Consider the following 24,056-nt stretch of genomic DNA (forward strand, 5'->3'; position numbering starts at 1 on the left):
ATCGAAGGGTCCATCAGGGATAGCGACTGAGACTTTCGTGCCGCAACAGAGCTTTACCATCATTTCATATTGTGAAAACTAAAACACAAAAATTGAAATGAGATCGCCCACATGATGAACGAAAACGCTCTGACCGCATTTCTTGCATTGGCCGAAATCGGCAGCTTCCAGACTGCCGCCCGTGCAATGGGCGTGTCCAATGCGTCTTTGTCCCGCTATGTCGGGCAGGCTGAAGAACACACGGGACTTGTTTTGTTCCATCGCAGCCGAAACAGCAGCACGTTGACACGCGCGGGGCAGGAGTTCTTGCCAATCGCCCGGGCGCTCCGTGAAGACCTGGACCGCTATGCGACCCGTGTTGCTGGATTGCGTGAAACCGGGCCGGGAACTTTGCTTATCGGTTGCGGGCCGCTCACCACTCGGACACTGATCCTGCCTGTCTTGCGTGCGGTGCGGCGAACGATGCCTAACCTGCGCTTCAGAATTCTGGTGAGCGCCTATGCGCGTCCACTCGATCTGTTGCAGGCAGGGGAGTTTGACGTGTTCCTCGGTGATCTGACCTACACACCTGAAGCAGAAGATGTCGAGATCATGGTGATGGAGAAGCAACCCATCCAATTCGTCGCTCATCAAGATCATGAGATTCACCAACGTGGGCCACAAACCATGGCGGGTATTTTCGATTTTCCCTTTGCGTCACCCCATCTCCACAAGCATTGGAAAGCCGCTTTGACAAAAGCACTTGGTGGCGGTGCCGAGGCGGTCGAAAAGGTGAATGCACAGCCGCATATCGAATGCGACGACTACAACCTCCTGACCGGATTGTTGGCAGAGCCTGAATTTATCGTTGGAGGGATGCCGGACACATTCGCAGAGCTGATCCGTGCAAAGTCCGCAAAACCCGTGTCGATGAAACAGGACCTTACATGGAACATTTGCGCAGCGCGTAAATCCCAAAATACGTCCACTGCGGTTGAACTGTTTTGGAATGAGCTTGCTAAGTATCGGGCGTGATCGGTTACGGGAGGCACAGGGAGACCTGTAACTGAAGCATTTTCTGACCCATATGTTGGACGTTTTCTTAGGCCCAGTAGACTTGCCGAAGTTCCGCTTAGGAAACGAGAGCAGCGTTTGAATGAAAATGACAAACGACAGCAAAGTCCGCAACCGTATCGTTGAGTGTGTGGCGTGCGCTGCGGGTTGCACGAATGACCGGTGTTCCCGCCGCAAAGCAGTATCGAGATTGACGCAGTTGCAGCGTTTTCCGCGCTGCGTGCGCACGCAGCACAAAACCCGAAATCACAGATTGGGTTCATTGCAGTCGCTCTCTGCGCGTTAAATGAAGGACTGCTTTTAGTTGTTTTTTGGAAAATCCCTGGATTCTGGAGTCTCAAAATTCAGAACTTTAAGTGGCTGTTTTTGTTGGAACCGCAGTCTCACCATTAAGGTAGTCAGACAGCTAATGGTGTCACCCGTACGCAATTCAGCAAAGTAACTCTGCCCTAACGGGAACATGAAGGTAAGCAGACATGGGTTGGGTTGTTGCCCAACCACATCTGCTTGGTCGTCTGAGATCAAAGATTTGCACCACAGGGTTCTTGGAAAGGTGCATCACGCCGATATTAGGAAGCCCATTGATCCCGCATACTGCGCCTAATTCAAACAGTAGGTCTGCACCACATGGCAAGCGCTGTCAAACTCAGCCTGGTGCTGCGATATGGCTTGATTCAGTTCCGCAGGGCCAAGCGTGTCATGCGCCTCCAGCATTTCCCTGATATCGTTCAAGGCAGCTTGGGCGTGTTGTTTGTCACCGGACATGGTTGAAAAACTCCAGACAGTCCCAACTTGTGTCAGCACAAAGCCACCAACGCATGCGATTGCAGGGATGCCGGCCACCGCACTTGGATTGCAACCGGCCAGTGTCAAACCATACCCAGTGTAGTGAAGAGCAATGGTCACCGCGGCCTGAATCTCGGCACTGCTGTTTGCATCCGCCAGGCGCTGTTCAGCATCTCCGAGTTTGGCCAAATAGCTCTGTCGGACAGCCTGCCATTGTGCCAGGTCGGCGAAAGCTGAATCGGAAATACCCAGCAAATTTTGGACATAGATATCTTCTCGGTACTGTTCTAATGCGCCGCACTGCATACCCCCAAAGACCCCGGTATCGAATGCATCAGGAACCGAAGGGACAACTTTGTTGGGGTCAATGTCAAAGGACTGATTGCAACTCTGCGCATGAGCCGCCGCAGCGAAGAAAAACGACAGAAAAAATGCCATTCGACTGAAAAACAACATGGTAAACCCTCATAATTTTGGCGTATCGCCGGTTAAAAGTAAGTATTCTGCAAGTCTGCCAGAAGCTAAGCACAAAACGCTTAATGTGTTAACATGTTAAGTCCTTCCAAAGCTTGTAGGGCAATCACGACGCTTTTCATGTGTCCGACTAGTCGGTTGTTGAACCCAAAACTCATTCTAACATCCTTAGGTCCAGAACTGCGCTGAACCGCGGGCCGGCCTCTTGCAATTGGTTTTGCCACTCGGCGTTAGCAGCGCTGGCCAAGGGTTCTTCGGCGTAGCTTGCAGGGCGAAAATGCTCGATTTCTTCTATCAGCAATCGCAAACCTCCTTCGGGCGTTAATTCATCGCCTTCGGCCAAATCGACGGTGTATTCACTCAGGTCCAAGGTGTGCCGCCAAAGGGCCATGGGATCGGCAAGCCGTTCGGGCGTCACAAGCACGTTGTCAGCATTCAATGCCGCCTCTTTCGTGGCCACAGTTTCGTCAGTAGTATCTTCGGTCGTCTCTAAGGAACTCAATTCGACCACTCCGCGTCGTTTAAGCAAGACCCGTTGGGTTTCCCCTCCTCTGGTCATCTCGCGAAACAACGTCAGCCGCATAGCCGGCTGGCATGTCAATGCAGCAAGGTCTATGCCGCGCAGCGGTTCGGCACTGGAAAGTGCAGAAACTGGTTTGCGCTCCTTTGGTGCCGGTCCTGTCATTTCGACCGTTATGCGTCCGGAACTGTTTTTTCGCGCATAAACAGAGCGCGCGCTCAGGGGCTGCGCCCATTGAACAACCGGTCGCGAACACCGCAGATTCGGCACAGTATTTGGCTGATACCGCACAATACCCAAGCGAACAAAACCATCCGGCGCCATTGGAGCATCCAGCGTAACATCGATAAACCACTCTTCGCGCTCCACATCGAAGCGTGGTTCATAAACCGCCAGCGAAACGCGCATGGGCGGTGTTTTGGGTTGTTCAGACTGGCTCGGCTCGGACCCTTCATCGTCAAGCGGCATGAGCACGTTTTCCACCATATAAGCCCGCCGTATGTCTGACCTGTCGCGCATCAGGTCTGCGATTGCAGAGGGCGGAAGAACGGCTTCTCGCTCTATCCCTCCTCGCACTGGATCGCTGCCCCGGCGAGATACAAACTTGCCACCCGGCCCAAGGTCGTCATCATTGAAGAAATAGCATTCGTCGCCGAGATCATCGAGATCGACGCGGCGGTCGAGATCCCCAGGATGGAGACCCGGCAAGGGAACCGAATTGTCAAAACGCTTTTCAACGCCATCATATACCGGTGGCCACAACACGATCCCAACGGCCTCGCCCTCGCCGCTGGAGAACCATTCCCGACCCAGAGGAATACGCAGCGACGACCGCCGTTTGTGGTAGATCCACGGCTTGGTTTCTGTCGCATCCGGGCTGATCTCGGTCTCCAACAGCGGCGTAGGCGCCCTTGCGTCGGGTTTCGCCGGACGGATTGTTGCTGGAAGAATGATATCGGTCTTGTCCGACAGGTTACTCTGGTGACGCGCAGGTACAATCTGGCCAGGAATCTGAGCGTCCACATCGTAGATACGACCCTCGCCCTTGGTCCAAGGATCATTCGTTCGGGCAACCCGGGGCGCGGTGCGCATGTCTTCCAACGTGCGGGACAAAGCGTTGACCCGAACTGTCATGCGGCGTGCCTTGCCGTCAGGGAAAACATGTCTATGCGCCTCACGCGCGCCATTTGGCAGGTCGCCAAGGAACAATGCACGTAAATCCAGCAACCCGCCCGGCAGTGTCCGAGGCAACCCTTCTACCCGCAACAGTGTGACCTTCGCCTGGGCAAACCGGACGCTTCCGTCGCGGCAGACATCGAATCCGAACAGGTCCTCGGCGCTGCGATATCGAATCTGACCTGAGCTGTCTTTCAGTTCGCTCCCATCAAGCCCCCTCAGGGGGGGCCAGGTTCCTTTACGCCGATGTGCCAATGATCTCTGACGGTTGGCATCGTCGAAAACCGAACTGCCCGGTAGGGTCACATCCGCAACGACCTCAACAATGTCGTTGCCACTGGTGTTGAACGGAACCGTGCCATCCAGCACGAAATGCGCGGAATCTGGCGCACAGACAGCAAGCGGTTCATGAACTGAGCCGTTCAGGGTTGCAGGTCGCGCGGCCCGCACCGGGCGTGGGCTCGGCTCTTCCCCGTCCTTAGGTTTTGGCACGGGCGTAAACACTGAGGATTGCGGTACAGGCGGTTGCGCAGCACGCAATGCTGCGGGCTGTTCCGGCATACGATTTGTGGCATGCACCGCTTCGAGTGTTGTTTTGCCGGAAATCTCGGGCAAGGGTGATCGCTCAAGAAAAGCGGTCACGGCGCGCCCCAGAGCCTTTAGCGTGCGGTTGGACGGTGTCTCGACCCCACCGGGTCCTATGAAACGCACCGCATCTGTTGGCTTGACGCCCTCTTGCCCCACTGCGTCCTCGGCTTCAAAAAGAGCCTCGACAAAAGCGGCAGGCATGGTTTCCTTTGCCCCTAGGAACACAGCTTCATCTTCAGGTGCATTTTTGTCTATCTTACGTCCCGCAGCCCCAAGGCGAATGCCCAAGGACTGAATAAGCGCATGTTCCCGCGCAAGCAGGTCCTCGTCCGGAAGTGCCCAGACGTCGATCTCGACGGCTTCGCCCGCCCGTAGACCAAGCCGTAATTCAAGTACAGGGAAGTGGCGGTTGATACCGATAAATCCATCCCCGGATGCGTCCGAATTGAACCAATTCAGTTTGGAATCAGGGCCCACAAGGACAAGATCCCGCAGATGCGTTGGCGTCGGTCGCGACGACCCGCCAGAGATCACTGTGGTGACCACCACGGGGACCTGCGAGTAGACAGGCGCTCTGGGCCCATTACCGTCGGTCACGTCCGCGACTTGATAGATCAAGGGGCCCCCGTCGACATAGCAATCTTCGCCCTTCATCCGGATACCAAAGGCCAGTCGGCGGGCCAGCGGGTCAGAGTAGTATCGGTTCAAAGGCCGTTCATTTCTTGCCAGCGGATTCCCGTTCAACTCATTTGGTCGCTTTAGGATCGCATCGCCAAGCTTGACCGTGTCAGAGGCAAGTTCAGCATTCGGAACGTCTGTATAGGTTCGGGTATCCAATATGCTTTGATTGCCAATCCCACGCTGCAGATTGGTGCGTGCGACAATAAGGTTCTCACGGTCGTTGGGGTCACGCTGAGCCGCCAGGGTTCCCCTTTCTCCAACCAAAGCACGCGCGCCGGTCATCCAGCGGAAATCACCTTGGGGATTATCGGTGATGACGTCATCGAAGGCTCCGTGCCACTCGGCGCAGTCGAAAGGAAGGCTTGGCGCCATAACGACGCGATGACATATCTCGGGAGTGCCTCGCGCTTGCATGCGCGCATCGTAGTCCGGTCGGTCACTGCCACCGGTAGGTCCGAGCGAACGCAAAATCATCCGCGGACCCGTATCAAACCCCATGGGGCCTGCTGCGATAAAGGGAAAGGGCTGCCCACCTCTGTTCAGCTTTTCCTCGCCGCTGCGCAGGGCATGACCCAATGGCAAAGCAAATTGCGGAGCCGCAATCTTTTCATGTCGCAGGAAACGAAAGAACGGCCAAATGGTCGCTGCATCCGGCTTGGACGGCGTCACGGGTGCAGGATAAAAGGCGGGTGCCTCATCGGGCTCGGGCCGTGAGGGGAGGCTTTCGACCGAGCGTGAAACACCCCCGGAGTATACAGCCGCCAGGGCAAAACGGTAAGGAATGCCAAAACGCAGAGCGTCGAGGCTTTTGCTTGGAAGTTTGAGAGTGCGACCGAATGCTTGCACGTCACGCGCTGCTTGGTCCAGAGACGTAATATCAACACCCATGGGTGAGCCGTCCCACGTTGTGAAGGCTTCGTCGACAACCGCTTCTTGATCAGCCCCCGCGGTAGGCAGCAGACGAGAGGGCGTGGTCAGGTAGCCGGCTTCTAACGTGTTACGCAGGTTTGCCATGGCGGGTGGTCGGAACACAGCCCTGATCAAACGTCGGACAGCTGTGCGCTGTGCGCCTGACGTTGCATAGTCGATGTCGCGTTCCGTCAACAAGGACCATCGCGTGGTATTCCCGCTATCTGTGGGAACACCGACGATTGGCCGAACCCCCGTGGTCAGATCATCGGCATCGAGGACAACGTCCGGATGATTGGCCCGTGACATCAAGCGTCCATCACGGCGGGCCAAACGTATGGCCATGTCCGTACCCGAAGAGCGCGTTACAAGTGTCAGACCGCCCGTCAGATATTTCGCCCCCATGCTCAGATCATCGGCTTCTGGCAACGGGTCAGTGGGAAGCGGATTGTTGCCATCGGCACTATCGGGAAGGCGCGGGTCGCCAGAATCCACATTTGCCTGCCGTGCCAGTCGGCGTTGCATTTCCGCTTCGGTCGCCGTTCGAAGCTCAAGGCTGGTGAGGTCGAAACGGGGAAGATCCGCCCCCGCGCCGCACGCGCCCTGAGACAGCGCCATGAGACCATGGGATTGTCGCGGTACACCGTTGGCCCCTGCCCCGCCCCGCCCCACAAAGGCTGCGCGCTCCGTTGCGGGCCAAAACTTCACGTCCTTCCCATGATCGGCGATCTCCAGCAAAGTCCAGGTTGCGCCGCGACCAGTGAGCGGAGTTTCACGTTCTGCTTCGGACAAGTCGCCGATCTGTGCGGTGACCAGATAAAACCCGTCGGAAAGCTTCGCAAAATCTGCCGGCGAAAGCTCGAGATCGACGCTCAAACCGAAGAGACGAGACAGAACCGGATCAGACTTGAGACTGGCATAGCGCTGAACAATTGCCTTTTCGTTTTGCGGTGGTTCTGTTTTGTGGGGAACGCCCACAGTTTTGTTGCTATCGGTTTCCGTGTCCGGGTACTGGGGCCAGCTTGCATAGTGATGCGCTGCGCAAGCACGCTGCATGGCCTCTTCCCGCGCGGTGTCATCCAGAACGCTCTCTCCGCACAGCTGCGTTTCCGGTTGGGCGTCCTTTGCGTCACAAAGCCCGTCTTCAAGCCGCTTTTGTTCGTCACAATACGCCTGAGCCGCCGCTTTTCGCCCGGCCGACAAGCGCTCGGACAGCCTTGATCTCTCTTGCTGCTTAAGCACTTTTCGCAGCTCAGACATGACCGCGTCCTGATCTTTTCCGGGCGGCCCCCACAAGGCAGAAATGTCCAGTTCGGCCCCCAGGGCTTTTTTGACCTGCTTAGGGGTCGGTGCCTTCGGTGCATCCAGAAGCGCGCGGATTTTCTCGAATTTTTTGTCGCGTTGCAGCCCGTCCCGCCGCGTCGACTCTGCCGTCCAGTGTCGTTTGGACTGCTCGCAGACGTCTTGCAAAGACAAGCACAACTCTTGCGTACGCTGTTGATCCAGCGCAAGAGCCAGATCCCCGTGAGGAACAGAGACAATTGCGGCAATGCCAGCTCTATCTTCGGCAGAGCGTGGCGGGATTTGCCCATCCTGCCCAAGCTGGTCCAGGGGCAGGTCTGACACTGTGCCGGTTCCATCCTTCATGGACGATCCGGCCGTGACACCTTGGTTGGCCTGAGAATTCATCAGCGCCTTGGCAAGGTCGCACCACGTTCCTTCCTTGCCGCGCTCTGTTGCTGCGTCGGTACTGCCTGGGGCGCGATAACGATGATCGGGCAAGGCCCCGGCATTCGACAGCAACGTGCTCCATAGAACGGCCGCATCGCTTTGGGTGGCCGCGTTCTGTTGCGGCAACCCAAGGGCTCGGGCTTCAAAGCTCACTTCGTCTTCGGCAACAGGCTGAGGCGAAAGTTGCGGATCATGATCCCTCAGCCGGACGAAGGTCAACCGCACGCCTTCCGCCAGCTTTGCGGCAATTCCGCTGGGCCAGCTCTCAAGTGTAAACAAATCTGCTGCGCTGTCGCGAAGCGTGCCTTTGGGGATTGGTGCGGGTTCGACCTGCAATGTAAGTCTGGCAGCGCCCGTCTCGGGCCAGGTGCCCGCCGCCAGAACAAAAAGATCCGCATCGACATACTCTGCGCCGCTGACACTCGCCTCGCTGACTCCGAACTCAAGGGCCATCAGAAAAAATCCTCACTGCGTAGGGGTTTGCGGAAATACGTATCCCGGTAGCCGGCGTAATCTGTATTGGGGTGGGCCCGTATATCGGTCTCAACCAACGGGCTGGAGCGCGCCGACACGCGCCCCCCACCAGCCTGGGCAAAGCGCGTCTGTTCCATCGGGTCGAGAGATGTGGTTTGACCGTTGAACCCTTTGGCTTCCTGCTTCCAGACCTGCACCGAAAAGTCGAAGTCCTTTATCCCGATTGAGAAGGAATAGGTGAACACGGCCTCGCCGGACATGTCTCCGTTGATCATGCCCAGACGGACGTAAAGCGAGGCACCAAAGCCAAAGATCCAGATTCTGGCGGACCCGCCGACATAAAACGTTCCCGATATCTCGGTCAGCTTGCGGCCCCGCGCCAGAGTCATCTGCCGCACGTAGATACCGGACATCAGCCGACCCTGCCCGGTTAATGGACCAAACCCGAACGCGGCCGCCCCGCCGAACTCAAACGATGCCTCAAAACCGACTATACCTTCAGCATTTGCCTCGATGGCAAAGAACCCTGACCCACCAAATGGCAAGTAGGAAATGGTGAACGGGTTTGATCTGCTGGACAGGGCCGCTCTGAACCGTGCGTCCCCGTCTCCGAAAGGCAGGATTGCCGACGTGCGCAAAGCGATATTGAAAAACGACGCAGCCCCAATCGAGAAAACGCCAAGGTTCATACTGTAGCCTGCTTCAATGCCCGGCAGGCCAAAACGCGGTATGATGAAAGCCCCTGAACCTTCGGACGGAGACAGGATGGACTGCAGTTTTTGAACGAACGCCAGTTGGGGGCCAATCACATAGTCATCGTAAGTGATGTCGAACCGAGGCCTGGAACCACCTTTGGTTTCAAACCGGGCCCCTTTGAACCGCAGCGTAAGCGCATCGAAAGCGTCACCCACCAGCTTAACGTCGAATGCGCCAAGGGTTCCGACCGAAGAGAACGCGATCTCGGGCTCAAACTGATTAAGCCGGATGACGATGCCCGTGTTAACGTCCAGCCGAGTCCCTTTTTGGGGCGCAAAAATACCGGCTGTTGCCTTACGAACGGGGTCTCCCAATTCTACACCGTAGCCGTACCGCATCTGGATTTCCGACGGCACAAGCGACAACAGGTAATCTTCGATCTGGGTGCGAATGGCGTTGAGATCAATCAGGCGCATAATATCGCCACGCAGGATGTCGGAAAGAACGCGCACCACTGATTGGCCGATGACCACAGGCGTTGCCTCATTCACCGCAACCCACTGCCGCAAGAACGCTTCTAGGAATTGACGTTGATCAGGATCGCTAAGCGGTTTGCCAGCTGAAACAAAGCTAAGCCACGCGGCATCCCCGGCCAAAGCGTCGTTTTCAGGTGTCAGTGACTCAGAACTGGTTCCCGGTTTAAAAACCGCGGCGGCCGGAGGCGAAGAAAGCGCTTTGTGATGCGCGCCAGGATTGGCAACAATTGCGTCTTGCAGCGTGGACCGCAGTACATCCGGGGTCTGAGACAGTAGAACTGCACGCTGTTTGACTGCGTTTTCATAAAATGCCGCGAGCGTGTATTTTTCGCGCCCAAACGTCACACGCTTGTTCAACAGGTCGACCGCAACGGCATCGAATTCTGCCAAAACCTGCGCTTCGGCCCTTTGAAGTCTGACACGCAGATTTTGCACGATTTCTTCAAGCTCTTGCTCAATCGCCGCCTGAAATGCCCTGAACTCGGCCAGCGTCCTGCCTTCTGGGTTTGGCGACACCGAGACGGTCAGAAAATCCAATGGACCGGGACCCTTGGTCAGGACTGACTGCAATTCCGAAAGCTTCGGACCCAGCATGGGCGGCTGCGCGTCTGCAGGCTGGTCCTCATCATAGTCAGGCATGGCAGCAAGGCCAGCAAGCTGGGCGTTCAACTCGTCAAGATACCCGAGCGCCGTCTCAATGGTTTCCAGGTTCTCGGCCAGACCTTCAACTATGACAAGGTCTTTGACCACGTCGTCTTCGCCCAAGGCGCGCACGTCATTCACAAGGGAACGCGCATGTTTCGCCTGTGCCTGGATCGGTCGAACGAAATCCTGCAAAACGCGGGAAACGTAAATCGTGAGCTTGTATTCAAGGCGCTGGAGCCGTTTTGCATAGGCTTTCGCCGATTGTGCTGCGTCCGCAGCCTCTTGTTCGATCAGTGCGAAAACACCGGTCGCTTCATCCAGTTCCTTGACCAGAAACGCGGTGAGGGCGACATATTTTGCATCTCCATCCAACAAGGATTTCAACGCCGTTCCAATTGCCACGCCAGACCTGTTCAGTGTTGCGGCAAGGGTCTGATAATTTGCAGCAAAAGCTTCAAGGTCACGGGGCAACCGCGCGGCCGCATCCAGCTGCGCGCCGACGTTGGGACCGCAGATATCGATCTTGGCCACAGCATTCAGGCGACCACGCAGGATCACCGCGCCCCGCTCGGCCGCCACAAGATCCCGGTAGCTTTCAACAAGGGCTGTGTGCACGATGTTGACGTCCGTCAACGCGGGTTCAACAAGATCTTCCAGCTCACCGATCACGGCATTGATCTGGTCCTCAACACCAGGGGCCTTGTCTTTTGCATCTTCCAGGTCAGCCACCGCGCCCGCCAGACCAGAAGCTCCTTGTTCCAAGGCTTTCCCGATGTCGCGCTGCGCTTTGAACAGGCGCGTTCCCGGCCGGGCCACCTGCGGAACCGGTGTATCCTCTTGGGGCCGTGTCAGCGTGAGTTTGAAGGCTGCTGCTACTTCCGGCACTGTCACCTGTTCAAGCACGACCGGAGCGCCAAGGATGTTGGAATCCGAAAGCAGCAATTCCTCGGGGTTGAGGTATGTGAGAACCTGCCGCAAAGGTTTGACAAACCTTTCAGCCTCTTCGCAGATGCCTTCGGATGTCAGTTGAAGCGGTCCAGTGAAAACCGCGACCAGATCCAAAGACCTATCAATGACAGGTCGCGGCGCACCCTTTTGAATGGCGGCCTTCAGTGATTCGACCTTGACGATGATATCCGCCAGAACAGAAATCTCTTCAGCGAATTCCCGCAAAACCCAGTCGATCAAATCATCGATCGCCTGATCGACCAGCTCATTCAGCAGGATACGGTATTCAGCAGCCAACGCCTCAAGTTCGACTAAGCGTTGTTCAAGGCGTTCTCGCTCCTCATCTGCGGCAGCGTCGATTTCCGCGCGCAGTTGCTCGATCCGCGTTTCGACGGCAGAAATGACAGCGTCCAGAACCTCTTTGACCTGATCTTCCTTGTTTTCCATCCACTCGGCCAGTTGCTCGCCATGGGTGTCGCTTCCCAAAACACGTGAAAACACACCGCGACCTGAGGCCGAGGACAGGACATTTGGAAAACTGTTATCCGAAAGAAAGGTTCGCACCAGATCACCCAGAGGATCATCAGAGTCGAGGTCCTTGATCACCTCGGGATCAAGGCTGAAAACAAAGAAATTCTCAAGTAACCACCGCGCCTCTTCGCGTTCCAGCAAAAGAATGGCACGCAGGTCCGAAACCAGCTTGTCCGCCGCATCGGGTGGCAGACCAATGGCTTGCAGCTCATCGATGTCCGGAATGCGAATGATCGGGAAGGCAAAATTGTCCGATCCACTGCCGGCAACAATCCGAGTTGCAAGCTGGTTGGCAAGGGGTCTGACTTCTTGTTGGAACAACGTCCCGACATAGTCCTCGACGATGCGATCAAACCCATCGACTATCCCCTTGAAGATATCTCGCAGCGCATCAAAACGGGAACGGAATGCTTCTTCGATCCGGGCAACAGGGTTGGACAGCGACCGCTGCAACGCATCGATAAAGCGACGACCGGCCTCATAAACTGCGCCCAAAGAAAGGGCGAAAGCAATTTGATCGGTCTGGTTTGCACTGTCGGACAAAGCTATGTCCAGCGCCGTCAGACCACCGTCAAGTTCGGGAAAGATTTCCCGGAATGTTATCGCACTGATCTGCGCCGGGGCCACAATACGCTGTTCTTCTGCCAGTTGCGCCTCGATTTCATCCCAACCCTTGCGGATATCCTTGACCGCGTCCGACAACGGTTTGACAACCTGCAACCTGACCAAATCCGCCGCATCCGAAGCCTGTTGCCGAACTTCGCCAGTCAATTCGTCGACCGCGTCATCGACCTCATCCACGATGTCGTTGACTTGACCTTGTGCGTTGTTGATCGCCCCTTTCAACTGCCCCGCACCATAGCGGATTTGCTCATCAAGCTCTGGCGCACCCGTATTTGGGTTTTCCAGGTTTTCCAGAACTTTCATGAGGTCCTTGAGACTGACAAGACCAAGGATTTTGGCCTTGGAGTCAAAGAGCTTGCCGTAAATCTCACGCGCTCTTTGCAGGGCTTCGTTGGCTTTGCTCAATGCGTCGCGCTCATCGTCCGGCGCATCCTTGAGTTCCTGATCGGTGTAGGGCCGCGCCGCGGGCGGCGTTGCATCGTGATCGAACAACGGAGCCATTTGGGGATAGGCCCCAATGACCGGTCGGGTTGTTTCAGGTTCCTCCGAAATTGGTGCGATTGCAGCGGCGCCCAAGGGAACGGCCACGCGCGTCGTGTTGCTCAGAACGCCTTTTGCCCGTGACAACGCCACCATCTGACCGGACGGGCGAAAGACACCACCCGATTGGTCCCCTTTCTTGCCCATTGACTGCTCTTGTTGATCCTGTGAGGCGATTGCAAGAAACACCTCACCTGCATTGCCAGGAACGACTTCACCGTCGGGAACCTCGGGGAAACCTTGCTGTAAGTAGGAAAAATCGAAACGAGCACGAACCGGTGGGTAGCTGCGGCCGACAAGCCTTTCAGCCTGGCGCAGACGCACGCGGGCTATATCGACTTGTGGATAAAACGGGGGCTGATCAGCGCCCTGCAGGATCGGATCGCTTACAAAACGGTTGAGGGACGGTGTGAACGCCCGAATCTGCTGAACATCAGGAATGGACACCGGGGCGCCTTCGGCCCCACCTCCGCGTCTGCCGCTGGCTGCCAGGGTCCAGTGATCTGTCTCAAGACTTGCAGATCCCGCTTTCTTTTCGGGCGCATAGCGGCGTTTCTCCCCTCGGAACAAAAGCGTGCGCAGATGCCTGAGAGGGTCAACCGCAGCCTGCCCTTTGGCGTTATCAGGCGAAACAAGGGCGTTGTAGGTTACGACAACCTCTTCCAGACTTTCCGGATCATTGGCCGCAACATTGTCTACGAAGATAAGTGGCAGGTCGGATTTGGCGCCATCGACTTCCATCTCAAAGCGTACGTTCGCCTCCTGGAGGGGGGCGGTCCGGGGCCAGAACGCCAAAGCGCTTTTTTTGCGTAAATTGAGCCGCCCAAACGCATCTACGCCAACCGGCACGATAGGTCCTTGCCGTGGCGTGCCTGTATCGGCGTTTGATGCCGGATCCATGATGTCAGGCGTCTGTGTGGTCAGAATGCGGAGGCGTTCGACCGGGAAAAGACGACCCTCAAACGGCTGTCCAATGGCAGGGAAGCGTTTTTCCGGTTTACCCAGCCGAATGAACATCCGTTGCCGCAAATAGGCGCGGATACTGCCAGACGCATTGTCGCGCAGGAACTCACGCTCGGTCACCTGGACCAAGGCCGCGCGATGCCCCAAGGGGAAAAGGAACCCTTTGAAAGTAACCTCGCAAAACACGTCCCGACCCAGCACGGTCCATTGCTGCCAGCGTTCAATGGAAAGCGCGTCGAACAGACCCTTTTTCGAAAACGCACTTAGTGCGGCCGCCGGAGGTTCGAAACTGCTGTCGTGACGCAGCGACCCCCCCAAACTGCTGAGAGACAGCTCTGTGACCTCCAGTGGGCGCGGCTGATAAAGAGCGCTGCCTTTCGACACATCAACAAGACGGTGTCTCTGTTCTGGTTCAACCTGCGACGCGCCCTGCGTCAAACCACCCGTGGGCAAGCGGCGACCGATGACAGGCAAACCCCAACCCGAAGACAACAAAACCAGTTCGTGACGGATAAACGCATCTGTTGGCCCCCGGAATCGCGAAGACTCTGCGGGTTTTTGCCCGCCGTCGGTCACAGTCAGGGCGTTGCAAATCGCGGCAACCGTTTCGCGTAGTCCTTTTTTCTGTTTGGGTTGGACGACAAAGGACCACTCATTCGACGGGTTTTCGGGCGAACCTAGGGATCGGCCGAACTCATGGCGCCCCGGACCGATCAGGATCGGTTCGCGCGCTCCGATAGCGGCATCGCCGCGACCGGACAACCAAGGTGACAACGGGCCTCGTGGCGGTGCGGTGGCCGGCACATGATCGGGCTTTACATCTGGAACAGGTGTTGTCCCATACGTACCGCCCCAGAGAAAATCTGATCGCAAGTCGGGCGAGGCGACAGCCCGAATACCGGGATCTTCGGCCTCGATCATAAAGTCGGCGCTCCAGACCGCGCGCCCCGGTGTTGGTTCGCTTTCATCATCGGCATAGACACCCTTGGGGACAACACCTGTACCCCGTCCCAGGACCACTGCGTCCTGATGCGGTGAAAGGATCAGCCTGGCAGGAATCTCAATTGCGGTCTCGAACGCTCCGGGCGGCGTTTGAAGGGCTTTCTGAATATCTGCCAAGCGCGTAGATGAGTTGACAAAAGGGCCCTGATGAAACCCCAGGTGATCCAGCATCGCACCAGGGCTGACGTTCAGCGTGCGGCGGCTCAGCCGATCTGTCCGGCCCCCCTCATCCGCGGTGTAGATACGTTCGGCCCTTTTGGTCACCGCAAGTTCGAAATCCGCAAAGTTCGTCAGCGCCTGAAGCGAGAACTTCAGCGTAGATCGCGGCAAGCGGGCTTCCGCTTCGTCGGGCTCATCAAGATGGGTAATTGCGCTGGCCCGTTGCACTTCTGTCCAGTCGCGACACAACACGCGAAACGCCAGGCGCGACGGGTTGGCCAACCGGCCTTCGACAAGCCCTGCCTCCGTTTGTCGGGCAATCTGAGCCTGTTCGTCCTGTGCGAGGATTTCGGTGACAAAAGCATTCTTAACATCGGAAAACCGTTGTTCAGCGTCCGCCTGAGAGACCCCGGGCGGCAGGTCTGAGGGCAGCCCAACTATGATTGCCGAAAAAAGCTCAAGCTCTGCCGCCGACGTATCGAAGGCTCCCGATGCGCTCTCTGCTCCGTCCCCTGACAAAACCTGAGAAATCATGAGGTCGCGGTAATAGCTTCGCAGAAGTTGAAGAACCGGGACGGCCTGTTCCAAACGCCCTTCCAACGCCAGCGTATTGGCGACCGATTCCTTTGGTGCCGCCACCGCGATATCTTCGGAGGTTTTGTCTTTCACTTGCTGTGCGGCCGCAATGACGGCTGCCCGCGTTTCACCCAAGCGGCCAACGAACGCATCAAAGAACATCTTGGCGTCTTGCTCTCGCAGCTTGCGCTGGACATTGTTCGCCAATGCACGCGTGTCAGCATCAAGCCCCACATTTCCGATGTAAATGCGTTGGCTATCCGGCAGCTTGAGCTTTTTCGCCATGTTGCTGAATGCTGTTTCAAACGCGTCGACGAATTTTGGGAACGTTCCGTCTTCAGCGTTGTTTTTCAACTCCTGCAGGGTCTCTCGGAACTTCCTGCGTGGCTCCCCTTTTGGAAGACGGCGCAACGCTTCGTCGACTTGCACGAGGTCGTTCAGATCAAGAATCAAATGTGTCTCGGTCTCTTCCAGGACGCGAGGGGCATCCTCTGACGAAGCCGAGAGCTGCCCGAATTGCTTATCAACCGATCCGCGCGACTGAGTGAGCCCGACATCTGGCAGCGGCTCGGCTTTTGGCAGAAACAGCGCTTCTTCAAACAGGTGCTGGCCCGGAAAATCCACGACAATCAGGGGTCTGGGATCGTCGTCGCCCACCCCATTCCCAACCGGCCGCAGACATGCAACGTTATCCTTTACCAACTCAGGAGGCCCAGCGGGACCATATGCCAAAGAAAGACCGGAAAACCTAAATCCCAGCGAAAGCAGGTCATGGGTTCGCGAGGCCCGCAATGTCGCCTGGCTCAGATCAATACGGGTGCCAGGGACTTGATCGCGCGGTCCGACACGCAGCAAGCTTTTGACGCTTGCTGCTGCGTCCGAACGCTCATTAGGGGCCCAGAGAATGCGCAGATCTGTCGGCTCAAACGTCAGCCGAGAGTATTCCGCATCAGCCAAGCCAGCCGCATGTTCCAGCAACAAGACATTTATTTCGGCCCATTCGAGATCGCGCTCGAATGTTTGAGCACGTGACCAGATCAGCGATACGCCTTGATCCCAACGTGGTGCGAAAGGGTCTAAGAAGACGCTCGGCCTGCGGGAGGTTTCCTGGTTCGAAGTTCTGTTAAGATCGACCTCGGGCGACAATGTCGGACCACGCAAAATCAATGGCCCGATCGGGCTGATGATCCGCTGGGCCTTGGTCGACGCAAAGTCACCATCGAAACTAAGCGAAAATACGGAAAGTGCTCCGGGCGCTGCACGGTCCGCCCTTAACAGAAGCCGCGCGGCCAGGTTTCGAAATGGACCCGTTCGGTGATCAGCGTCGTTGGAATCGCCGATTGTCAGCGTGAACATCCCTGGCAAAGTGGCCTCGGCACGTGACGCGCCATCCGTTTGGGTATCGTCTCGTCTTAAAACAAAGACGCCCGGAGCGCTCGACCCATCCCGTTCTGAAGCGCTGACCTGCGTAAGGTATACTCTTGGACCATTGCCTCCGTTCAGGTTAAACGCGGCAAGGTCTTTCCTGGTGGCGCGGGCAAAAAGCTGGTACCCGTCCGCCTCATCATCGTCGGAAACCTCGCCCGTCATAGCCGTTTTGTCTGTCATCCAGCCGAACTGAATTCTCCGCAAAGGCAACAGAATAGATGCGATGTAAACCTGATCTGCAGGTGAGGCCCCTTTGGTGCGGATATCCCAAAGCATATCCCGTGTCAGCACGACGTCTAAATTCCGTCCTTTTGATGATGTGGGGTTGTACTGGACAAGACCGTTGAACATGCCGTCAAATGTGTCCGGCAACACGTTCGCGTTCACGACCTGACGCAGTTCAGACTTGCCACGCGCCACGTCACGAAAAAGCCCGGGATAGGGGCGCCTATCTCCGATCTGTGACTCTAGGCGAACAGTGAACGCCTCCCCATTGGGGACCTTCATTGGGTTGTCGTAATCTTCAAGGAAGAATGGAAGGCGACCCCCGCGTTGAAAGACGTTGGATTCAACAACAACACCAAAGCGTTTTGTTTTGCTGTCCTGCATTTGACGTTGCTCGAAAACGAAGACAACATCCCCGGCAGGCACCGCACCATATTGGACATCACGAATGCGAAGTTCGTAGATTTTTGAAACCGCGTTTGGCTTAGATTTTGCTGATCTGTCCCGGAATGTGAAATAGGCACGCGGCCCAAAACGACGGGCATCAATCGTCCACTGAATAGGAACTTCGGTCGCGGTCGGTGGATACGTTTCTCCTCTAGGGGATGTAAACAGCACCGTTACCTGAACCTGTTTGCGACCGCTCAGGAACTGAAAGTCAAGGTCCACCTCATCGCCATCATAAGACGTGCTTGCTGCGGCGACTTTGGCACTCAACGGCACGGCAGCGCTGGATTGGAGGAAGCGGCGACGCGTTAGCTCGATTTTTGAAGAAGAACCAGAATTGGCAGACTTAGAGCCGTTGGCATCATCTTTCATAAAACTACCCAAAAAAGAAATATGCCTAAAGAAAAGCAAGGAACCTGAGTAATTTCAACATTTATATGTATGCATGATCAAAATTATCAACCAATGGGCGACTATAGCTCAGGCTGTGATTTTGGAAACAAGACTATGGGCCTATGTTCGCGCATATGCGCAACCTGATGTATCTGGCTTTGTAAACTGCAACACGCTCCTTAGCCCAATGGAAATCAAAAGCTCCCAATCCTATAGCCCAATGCGTTTGAACGCTTCTGTTGGTGCGCGGTTTCGCTGCATGATCTTTTTCAACTGTGCTTCCAATCGTTCAACGACCTCGGGCGCATCTATCGGAGTGTATTGCCCGGGGTCGGTTTGCACGTCGTAAAGCACCGTCTCTGTTTCGCGCGGGGTTCCCATGCAAGGCACATCAATGCCACCTTCTTCATCCTTACGAGCGGGAATTTTCATCACGCGCAGGCCCTGCGCATATTCCATCGGGTCCGACAGGTTCATCTGGCGCAGGTTCTCGACCGAGAACGCTTCCTCCAGATGGGTCGGCATCAAGGTGTATTCATAGATTTCCTGATCCGCGATATCCTCGGGGTAACGGAAATAGGTATAGCGCCCGTCGGTGATGTTCACCGAGCCGCCAAAGATGCCGTAGGCCACGGCCTCGTGCCCCTGCCCGTCCCGCGCCAAGAGCGGTGTCAGGTCCTGCCCTTCGACATTTTCGGGGATGGCGCAGTCAAACATCGACAAGATCGTTGGCATCAAGTCCATGGTCTGCGTCAGGGCCTGACGAGAGGTGCCGCCCTGATCTGCGTGATCGGGGTGGTAGATCATTAGCGGGATATGGGCGATTTCGTTGTAATAGGGCGTGATGTTCTTGGCCCACCATTCATGTTCACCCAGCAAAAAGCCATGATCGGTGGTCAGGATCACGACCGTATCTTTCCACATGTCGTGCGTGTCCATGTGATCCAGCAGGCGGCCGAAATATTCGTCACACATCTCGACAAGCCCGGCGTAGTTGTTGCGCAGCTCTTCGATTTCTTCGGCGCTTTCGCTGACCTTGTCATAGCGCGGCCAGTCGAGGATCGGGCCCTCATAACCGCTGTCGCGCCGGCCCTGGAACCGCTCGGGCGACCAGAAGGGTTCGTGCGGGTCAAAGCATTCCAGATGGCAGAACCAGCCATCCTTGTCCGCATTGGTGTCCAGAAATTCGAATGCTGATTCCATACACTTGGCCAGCGGCATATCGGCCTCGGTCGGCTGATGGTCGCGGCTGATCATATAGGGGACGTGCTTTTCGTCCATCCCCTGCATCTGTTGCGGGTGATACATCTCGCGCCAGCGGTCCAAGGGCGGCTGCACCATCGCTTTCCAGCGGTCTTTTTCCTGACCTCGGATAAAATCGAAACTGGAATACTGGGTGTGATATGTCGCACCCCCCTCCATCCAGTAATGCGCGTGATCGGTGATCATGTGGGTCCAGATGCCCGAGGATTTCAGCTCGCGGATCATCGAATTGTCAAAAGGCTCTAACGGTCCCCAGCTGCGATGCATGAAGTTCAGCCGCCCCGTATGCAGGTCTCGGCGGGCGGGCATGCAGGGCATCGAGCCGACATAGTGATTGTCAAACCGGACGGACCGGGCCGCAAAACGATCGAAATTGGGCGTCGCCATGCGGGTACCGCCATAAGCGCCCAAGGCATTGCGGTTCAGACTGTCGAACAGGACGAATAGAACTTTCATAAAGACCTCTGGGTTACTTGAGGCTGCCGGACAGCAGGCCGCGGATGATGTATTTCTGACCGATCAGAACAAAGATCAGCGCCGGGATCACCGACAGGACGGATCCCGCCGCCATCTCGCCAAAGCGGATGTCGTATTCCTGCGCATAGCTTGAGATCGTGACCGGGATCGTCTGGGTCGCGCTGGAGGTCAGGTTCACCGCCACGATGAAATCGTTCCAGATGAAGATGAACACCAGCACCCCCGCCGCAATCATCGCAGGCCGCAGCAAGGGCAGAACGATCTGCCGGAACAGGTCCGCATCGCGGCACCCGTCCAGACGGCCGGATTCCAGCAACTCTTCGGGGACTTCGTGGATGAAGCTGAACATCAACCACAAGGCCAGCGGCAGGTGCAGCACGGTTTCCGCAAGGATCAGCCCGGTCAGCGTGTCCAGCAAACCGACCGACAAAAGCTGAACGAACCAGATGCCGATAAAGGTGATCGGCGGCAGGATGTGGAAAATCATCGCCCATGTGAACAGGGCAAACCGCACCCAGCGCCCGACCTTTAGCCGGAACAGGGTGAACACGGCCATGGTCGAGATCGCCAGCACCAGCGCGGTAGAGATCACCGACACGATGATCGAGTTCTTGAGGCTGGACAGGTATTGCGAGGATTTGCCGAACAGCAGTTCCTCGAAATTGGTCCAGACCGGGGTGAACAGGACCTGTCCCAACAGGATCGAGATTTGGGTTTTGAACGCGATCGTGACGATCCAGACAAAGGGCACCAGCACCAGAAGGCCGTAGATCACGACCAGGGCGAGCGCGGGCAGGCCGGAGGAACGGTTGGGATGTGACATGGCTTACCCTTCGGTCCGTTGCACGAAACGGCGTTGCAGCCACAGCGTCACCAGCGCCAGCGTTGCCACAACGGCCAGAGTGAACAGCGACATCACCGACCCCAGCCCGATATCGTCTTGCGTGAAATAGGCGCGCTGGATCGACAGGCTGACCACTTCGGTCGAGGTGCCCGGCCCGCCCGAGGTCAGCAGGTAAATCTCGTCAAAGACCTTGAAGGACAGGATCATGCGCAGGATCAGGGTCGAGATGATGACCGGCATCATCAAGGGCAGTGTGATATAGCGCAGGATTTGCCAGCGGCTTTGGGCGTCCAGCTCGGCCGCCTCATAGACCTCTTCCGGCAGCCCCTCGCGGCCCGTCAGCATCAGCAGGAACACGAACGGGGTCCAGTGCCAGATGTCGACGATGATCACAGCCCACAGCGCGGCCGATTGGCTGGCCAGCCAGTTCTGTTTCGGCAGCCCCAGCGTGCTGAGCAGCAGGTTGATCGCGCCAAAATCTGCGTTGTAGAGCAGATTCCAGACCGCCCCTATGACGATAGGGGGCGTGACCACCGGCAACAGCATCACAAAGATGGCGGCGACGCGTACCCAGCCTCTCATCCCGGCCACGGCCAGCGCCAGAGTGAACCCGATGATGAACTGGATCAGAACCGCAAAGAACGCGAAATAGATCGTGTTCCACAGGCCCGGCCAATAGAACAGATCGGCCTGAAATTTGCGGATATTGTCCAGCCCGACAAAATGCGTCACGGCCTGACCGTCAACCCATTCCAGCTGATGGAACACCATCCAGACGATCTGCAGGATCGGCAGCATCGTGAACAGCACCAGCAACGTCGCCAATGGGCCAAGAGACAGCAATCGCCATGTTCTGTCACCGATCATTTGGTCCGTCCTTCAGGGGTTTGGCCCCGGATTGCGCCGGGGCCGCTTGGGTTATTGCAGATCGGACAGTTTGCCGGTGCTGTAGCCTTCACGCTCCATCACCGCGTGTATCTCGGCCGCTGCCTTGTTCAACGCCTCGGCCGCCGTCATGTCGCCGATCACGGCTAGGTTCAGATGCAGATCGATGATCGAGTTGATCTCGTTCCGTTCAGGCACCGCAGCATAGAATAGCGCGTTCTTGGCATTCTGCGCGGTGGCGTCCAGAAAACGGTACTTCTCGGGGTCGTCAAAATCCGACGCGCCAAGGCCGATGGACACCGGAACCGAGCCGTTTTCGATCATCGCCCGCTGGCCGTCGGGCGTGTTCAGCCATTTCATGAACGCAAGTGCGGCCTGCTTTTTGTCATCGGGGATGTTCTTGGGAATGCCACCGATGAAATGCCCGGTCGAGCTGTAGTTCTGCCCGCCGTCAACCGAGGGGATTTCGGCCACACCGACCTTGCCCGCAACGATGGATTTGGCCGGGTCCTCCAACCCTGCCCAGGCCGCGTTGACCATAATCGTATGGGCCGAGCGTCCGGTGGCCATGAACTGGATCATCTCGGCCTGACCGGTTGCGCCCGGATCGTCTGGGCCAACATCATTGGCAAAGCTCAGAAAGGTTTCCAGCGCGGCGAGCGCCTCGGGGCTGTTGAAGGTGACCGAGTAATCGCCGCCTGCCTCATCCGCAAAGATCGTGCCGCCATGGCTGTAGATATAGGGCATCGCGTTCCAGCCCACATTCTGGCGCGACCCGCGCACGGTAAAGCCCACGCGTTCCGGCGGGTTGTGCAGCGCTTTGGCGTTGGCCATCAGCTCTTCCCATGTGGTCGGAACCTCCAGCCCGGCTTCCTCGTAAAGATCGGCGCGATAATAGAGCAACTGGATCACCCCCGCCATCGGCAAGGCCATCAGCTTGCCGCTGCCGATCGTTTTTTTGGCGTCGTCCCAATAGACCGAGCCGCCGAAATCCGAGATGTCGTCGCGCAGTTTGTAATCGGGGTCGATATCGGACACGGCCTCAAGAAAGCCGCCCTCATACATCTCGATGATGCCAAGCGCGTTGATGGTGAGCAGGTCGTAAATCCCCTCATCCGCGCGTACTGAGTTGCGGGATTTTTCCAGCAGAACCGGGAATGGCACCGCCTCGATATTGACGGTGTTGCCGGTTGCGGCCTCATAAGCCTCGACCGTGGCTTCAAAGCCCGGATACCAGGGGGACTGGTTGATGATCATTTGAATGTCGGCCTCGGCCCAGGCCCCCATGGGTGCCCCTGTCAGTATGGCCGCTGCCGCCGTGTTTCTCAGCGTCTTCAGCATTGTCGTCTCCTCCGCTGTTATCCGTTCAGGCGTTGCCCTGTTGTTGCGCTGAACAGATGGAATTGGCCCGGTTGGGGCCGGATAGTGACGGGCGTATCAAGTGTCAGTGCCGCGTCTTGCGCGCGGTCAACAAGGGCGGCCACCCGCCCCAACGCGCCGTCACAATGAATGATGGTCTGGTGGCCCAGCGACTCGGTCGCCACAACGGTTTCGGACCCGTCGCCGCCGGGCGTGATGTCAAGATGTTCGGGGCGGAACCCGCAGATCACTGGCTCCTGCGGTAGCGTATCCAGAGGACCAAGAGGCACACGCGCCCCATCCTCCAGCCTCAGCACCGCGCCGTCTGACTGCTCGACCGTTCCCTGCACGAGGTTCATCTGAGGCGCGCCAATGAACTCGGCCACAAACAGGTTTTTGGGGCGATCATACAGCTCGGTCGGCTTGCCGACCTGCTGGATCACCCCGTCATTCATCAGCACGATCCGGTCGGCCATCGTCATCGCCTCGACCTGATCATGGGTCACGAAAATCGAAGTCGCGCCCAACCGCCGGTGCAGCTGTTCAATCTCGACCCGCATCCGGGCGCGCAGCTTGGCATCGAGGTTCGACAGCGGTTCATCGAACAGAAATACCTTGGGGTCGCGCACGATGGCACGCCCCATCGCAACCCGCTGCCTCTGACCGCCGGACAAGGCACGGGGTTTGCGGTTCAGATAGTCCTGCAGACCCAGGATATTCGCCGCCTCGGCCACCCGGCGTTCAATTTCAGCCGGATCAACGCCGCGCATTTTCAACGCGAACCCCATGTTTTCAGCAACATTCATATGCGGGTAGAGCGCATAGTTCTGAAACACCATCGCAACGTCCCGATCCCGCGCCGGAACATCGTTGACGACCGCGCCGTTGATCGCAATGTCCCCGCCCGAGATGTCCTCAAGCCCCGCGAGCATCCGCAACAGCGTGGATTTTCCGCACCCGGACGGGCCCAACAGAACGATGAACTCACCATCGCCGATGGTAAGCGACAGGTCGGTAATCACCTCGACCGCGCCATAGCGTTTTTTGATCTTCCTGAATTCAACGGAATTCACAGCGCCTGTCCCCCGACACGTTCTTTTGTTCCTTTCTTGTCTTTTCCCCC

Annotated in this window: 9 protein-coding genes; 1 reads left to right on the forward strand and 8 read right to left on the reverse strand. The window is 57.1% G+C overall.

What is annotated here, in order from left to right:
- Nucleotides 1-111: 111 nt before the first annotated feature.
- Entirely contained in the window at nucleotides 112-1,014 is a 903-nt protein-coding gene (locus ACRZ94_RS15450) for a LysR family transcriptional regulator (RefSeq protein WP_480797759.1), read from the forward strand.
- A gap of 639 nt (nucleotides 1,015-1,653) precedes the next feature.
- Here the strand turns inward: ACRZ94_RS15450 and ACRZ94_RS15455 are convergent.
- From ACRZ94_RS15455 to ACRZ94_RS15490, 8 genes are all read right to left on the reverse strand, one after another.
- Entirely contained in the window at nucleotides 1,654-2,295 is a 642-nt protein-coding gene (locus ACRZ94_RS15455) for a hypothetical protein (RefSeq protein WP_480797760.1), read from the reverse strand.
- 172 nt (nucleotides 2,296-2,467) lie between these two features.
- Complete coding sequence (locus tag ACRZ94_RS15460) at nucleotides 2,468-7,243, reverse strand: hypothetical protein (protein ID WP_480797761.1); 4,776 nt, start codon at nucleotides 7,241-7,243, stop codon at nucleotides 2,468-2,470.
- 1,127 nt (nucleotides 7,244-8,370) lie between these two features.
- The gene (locus tag ACRZ94_RS15465) at nucleotides 8,371-17,460 is read right to left on the reverse strand and encodes a hypothetical protein (protein WP_480797762.1); all 9,090 of its coding nucleotides are present in this window, start codon (nucleotides 17,458-17,460) and stop codon (nucleotides 8,371-8,373) included.
- 855 nt (nucleotides 17,461-18,315) lie between these two features.
- Complete coding sequence (locus ACRZ94_RS15470) at nucleotides 18,316-19,824, reverse strand: sulfatase (protein ID WP_480797763.1); 1,509 nt, start codon at nucleotides 19,822-19,824, stop codon at nucleotides 18,316-18,318.
- Between the two features lie 13 nt (nucleotides 19,825-19,837).
- Nucleotides 19,838-20,668 (reverse strand): carbohydrate ABC transporter permease, encoded by an 831-nt coding sequence (locus ACRZ94_RS15475; protein WP_480797764.1) that lies wholly within the window; start codon nucleotides 20,666-20,668, stop codon nucleotides 19,838-19,840.
- A 3-nt stretch (nucleotides 20,669-20,671) separates the two neighbouring features.
- Nucleotides 20,672-21,556: a carbohydrate ABC transporter permease gene (locus ACRZ94_RS15480; protein WP_480654882.1), complete on the reverse strand. Its 885-nt coding sequence runs from the start codon at nucleotides 21,554-21,556 to the stop codon at nucleotides 20,672-20,674.
- Nucleotides 21,557-21,607: 51 nt separating this feature from the next.
- A complete protein-coding gene (locus tag ACRZ94_RS15485; protein WP_480797765.1) occupies nucleotides 21,608-22,915 on the reverse strand; it encodes an ABC transporter substrate-binding protein in 1,308 nt (435 codons plus the stop codon).
- Nucleotides 22,916-22,932: 17 nt separating this feature from the next.
- Complete coding sequence (locus ACRZ94_RS15490; RefSeq protein ID WP_480797766.1) at nucleotides 22,933-24,006, reverse strand: ABC transporter ATP-binding protein; 1,074 nt, start codon at nucleotides 24,004-24,006, stop codon at nucleotides 22,933-22,935.
- Nucleotides 24,007-24,056: the final 50 nt, after the last annotated feature.

Source organism: Ruegeria sp. CH10 (assembly GCF_056537125.1).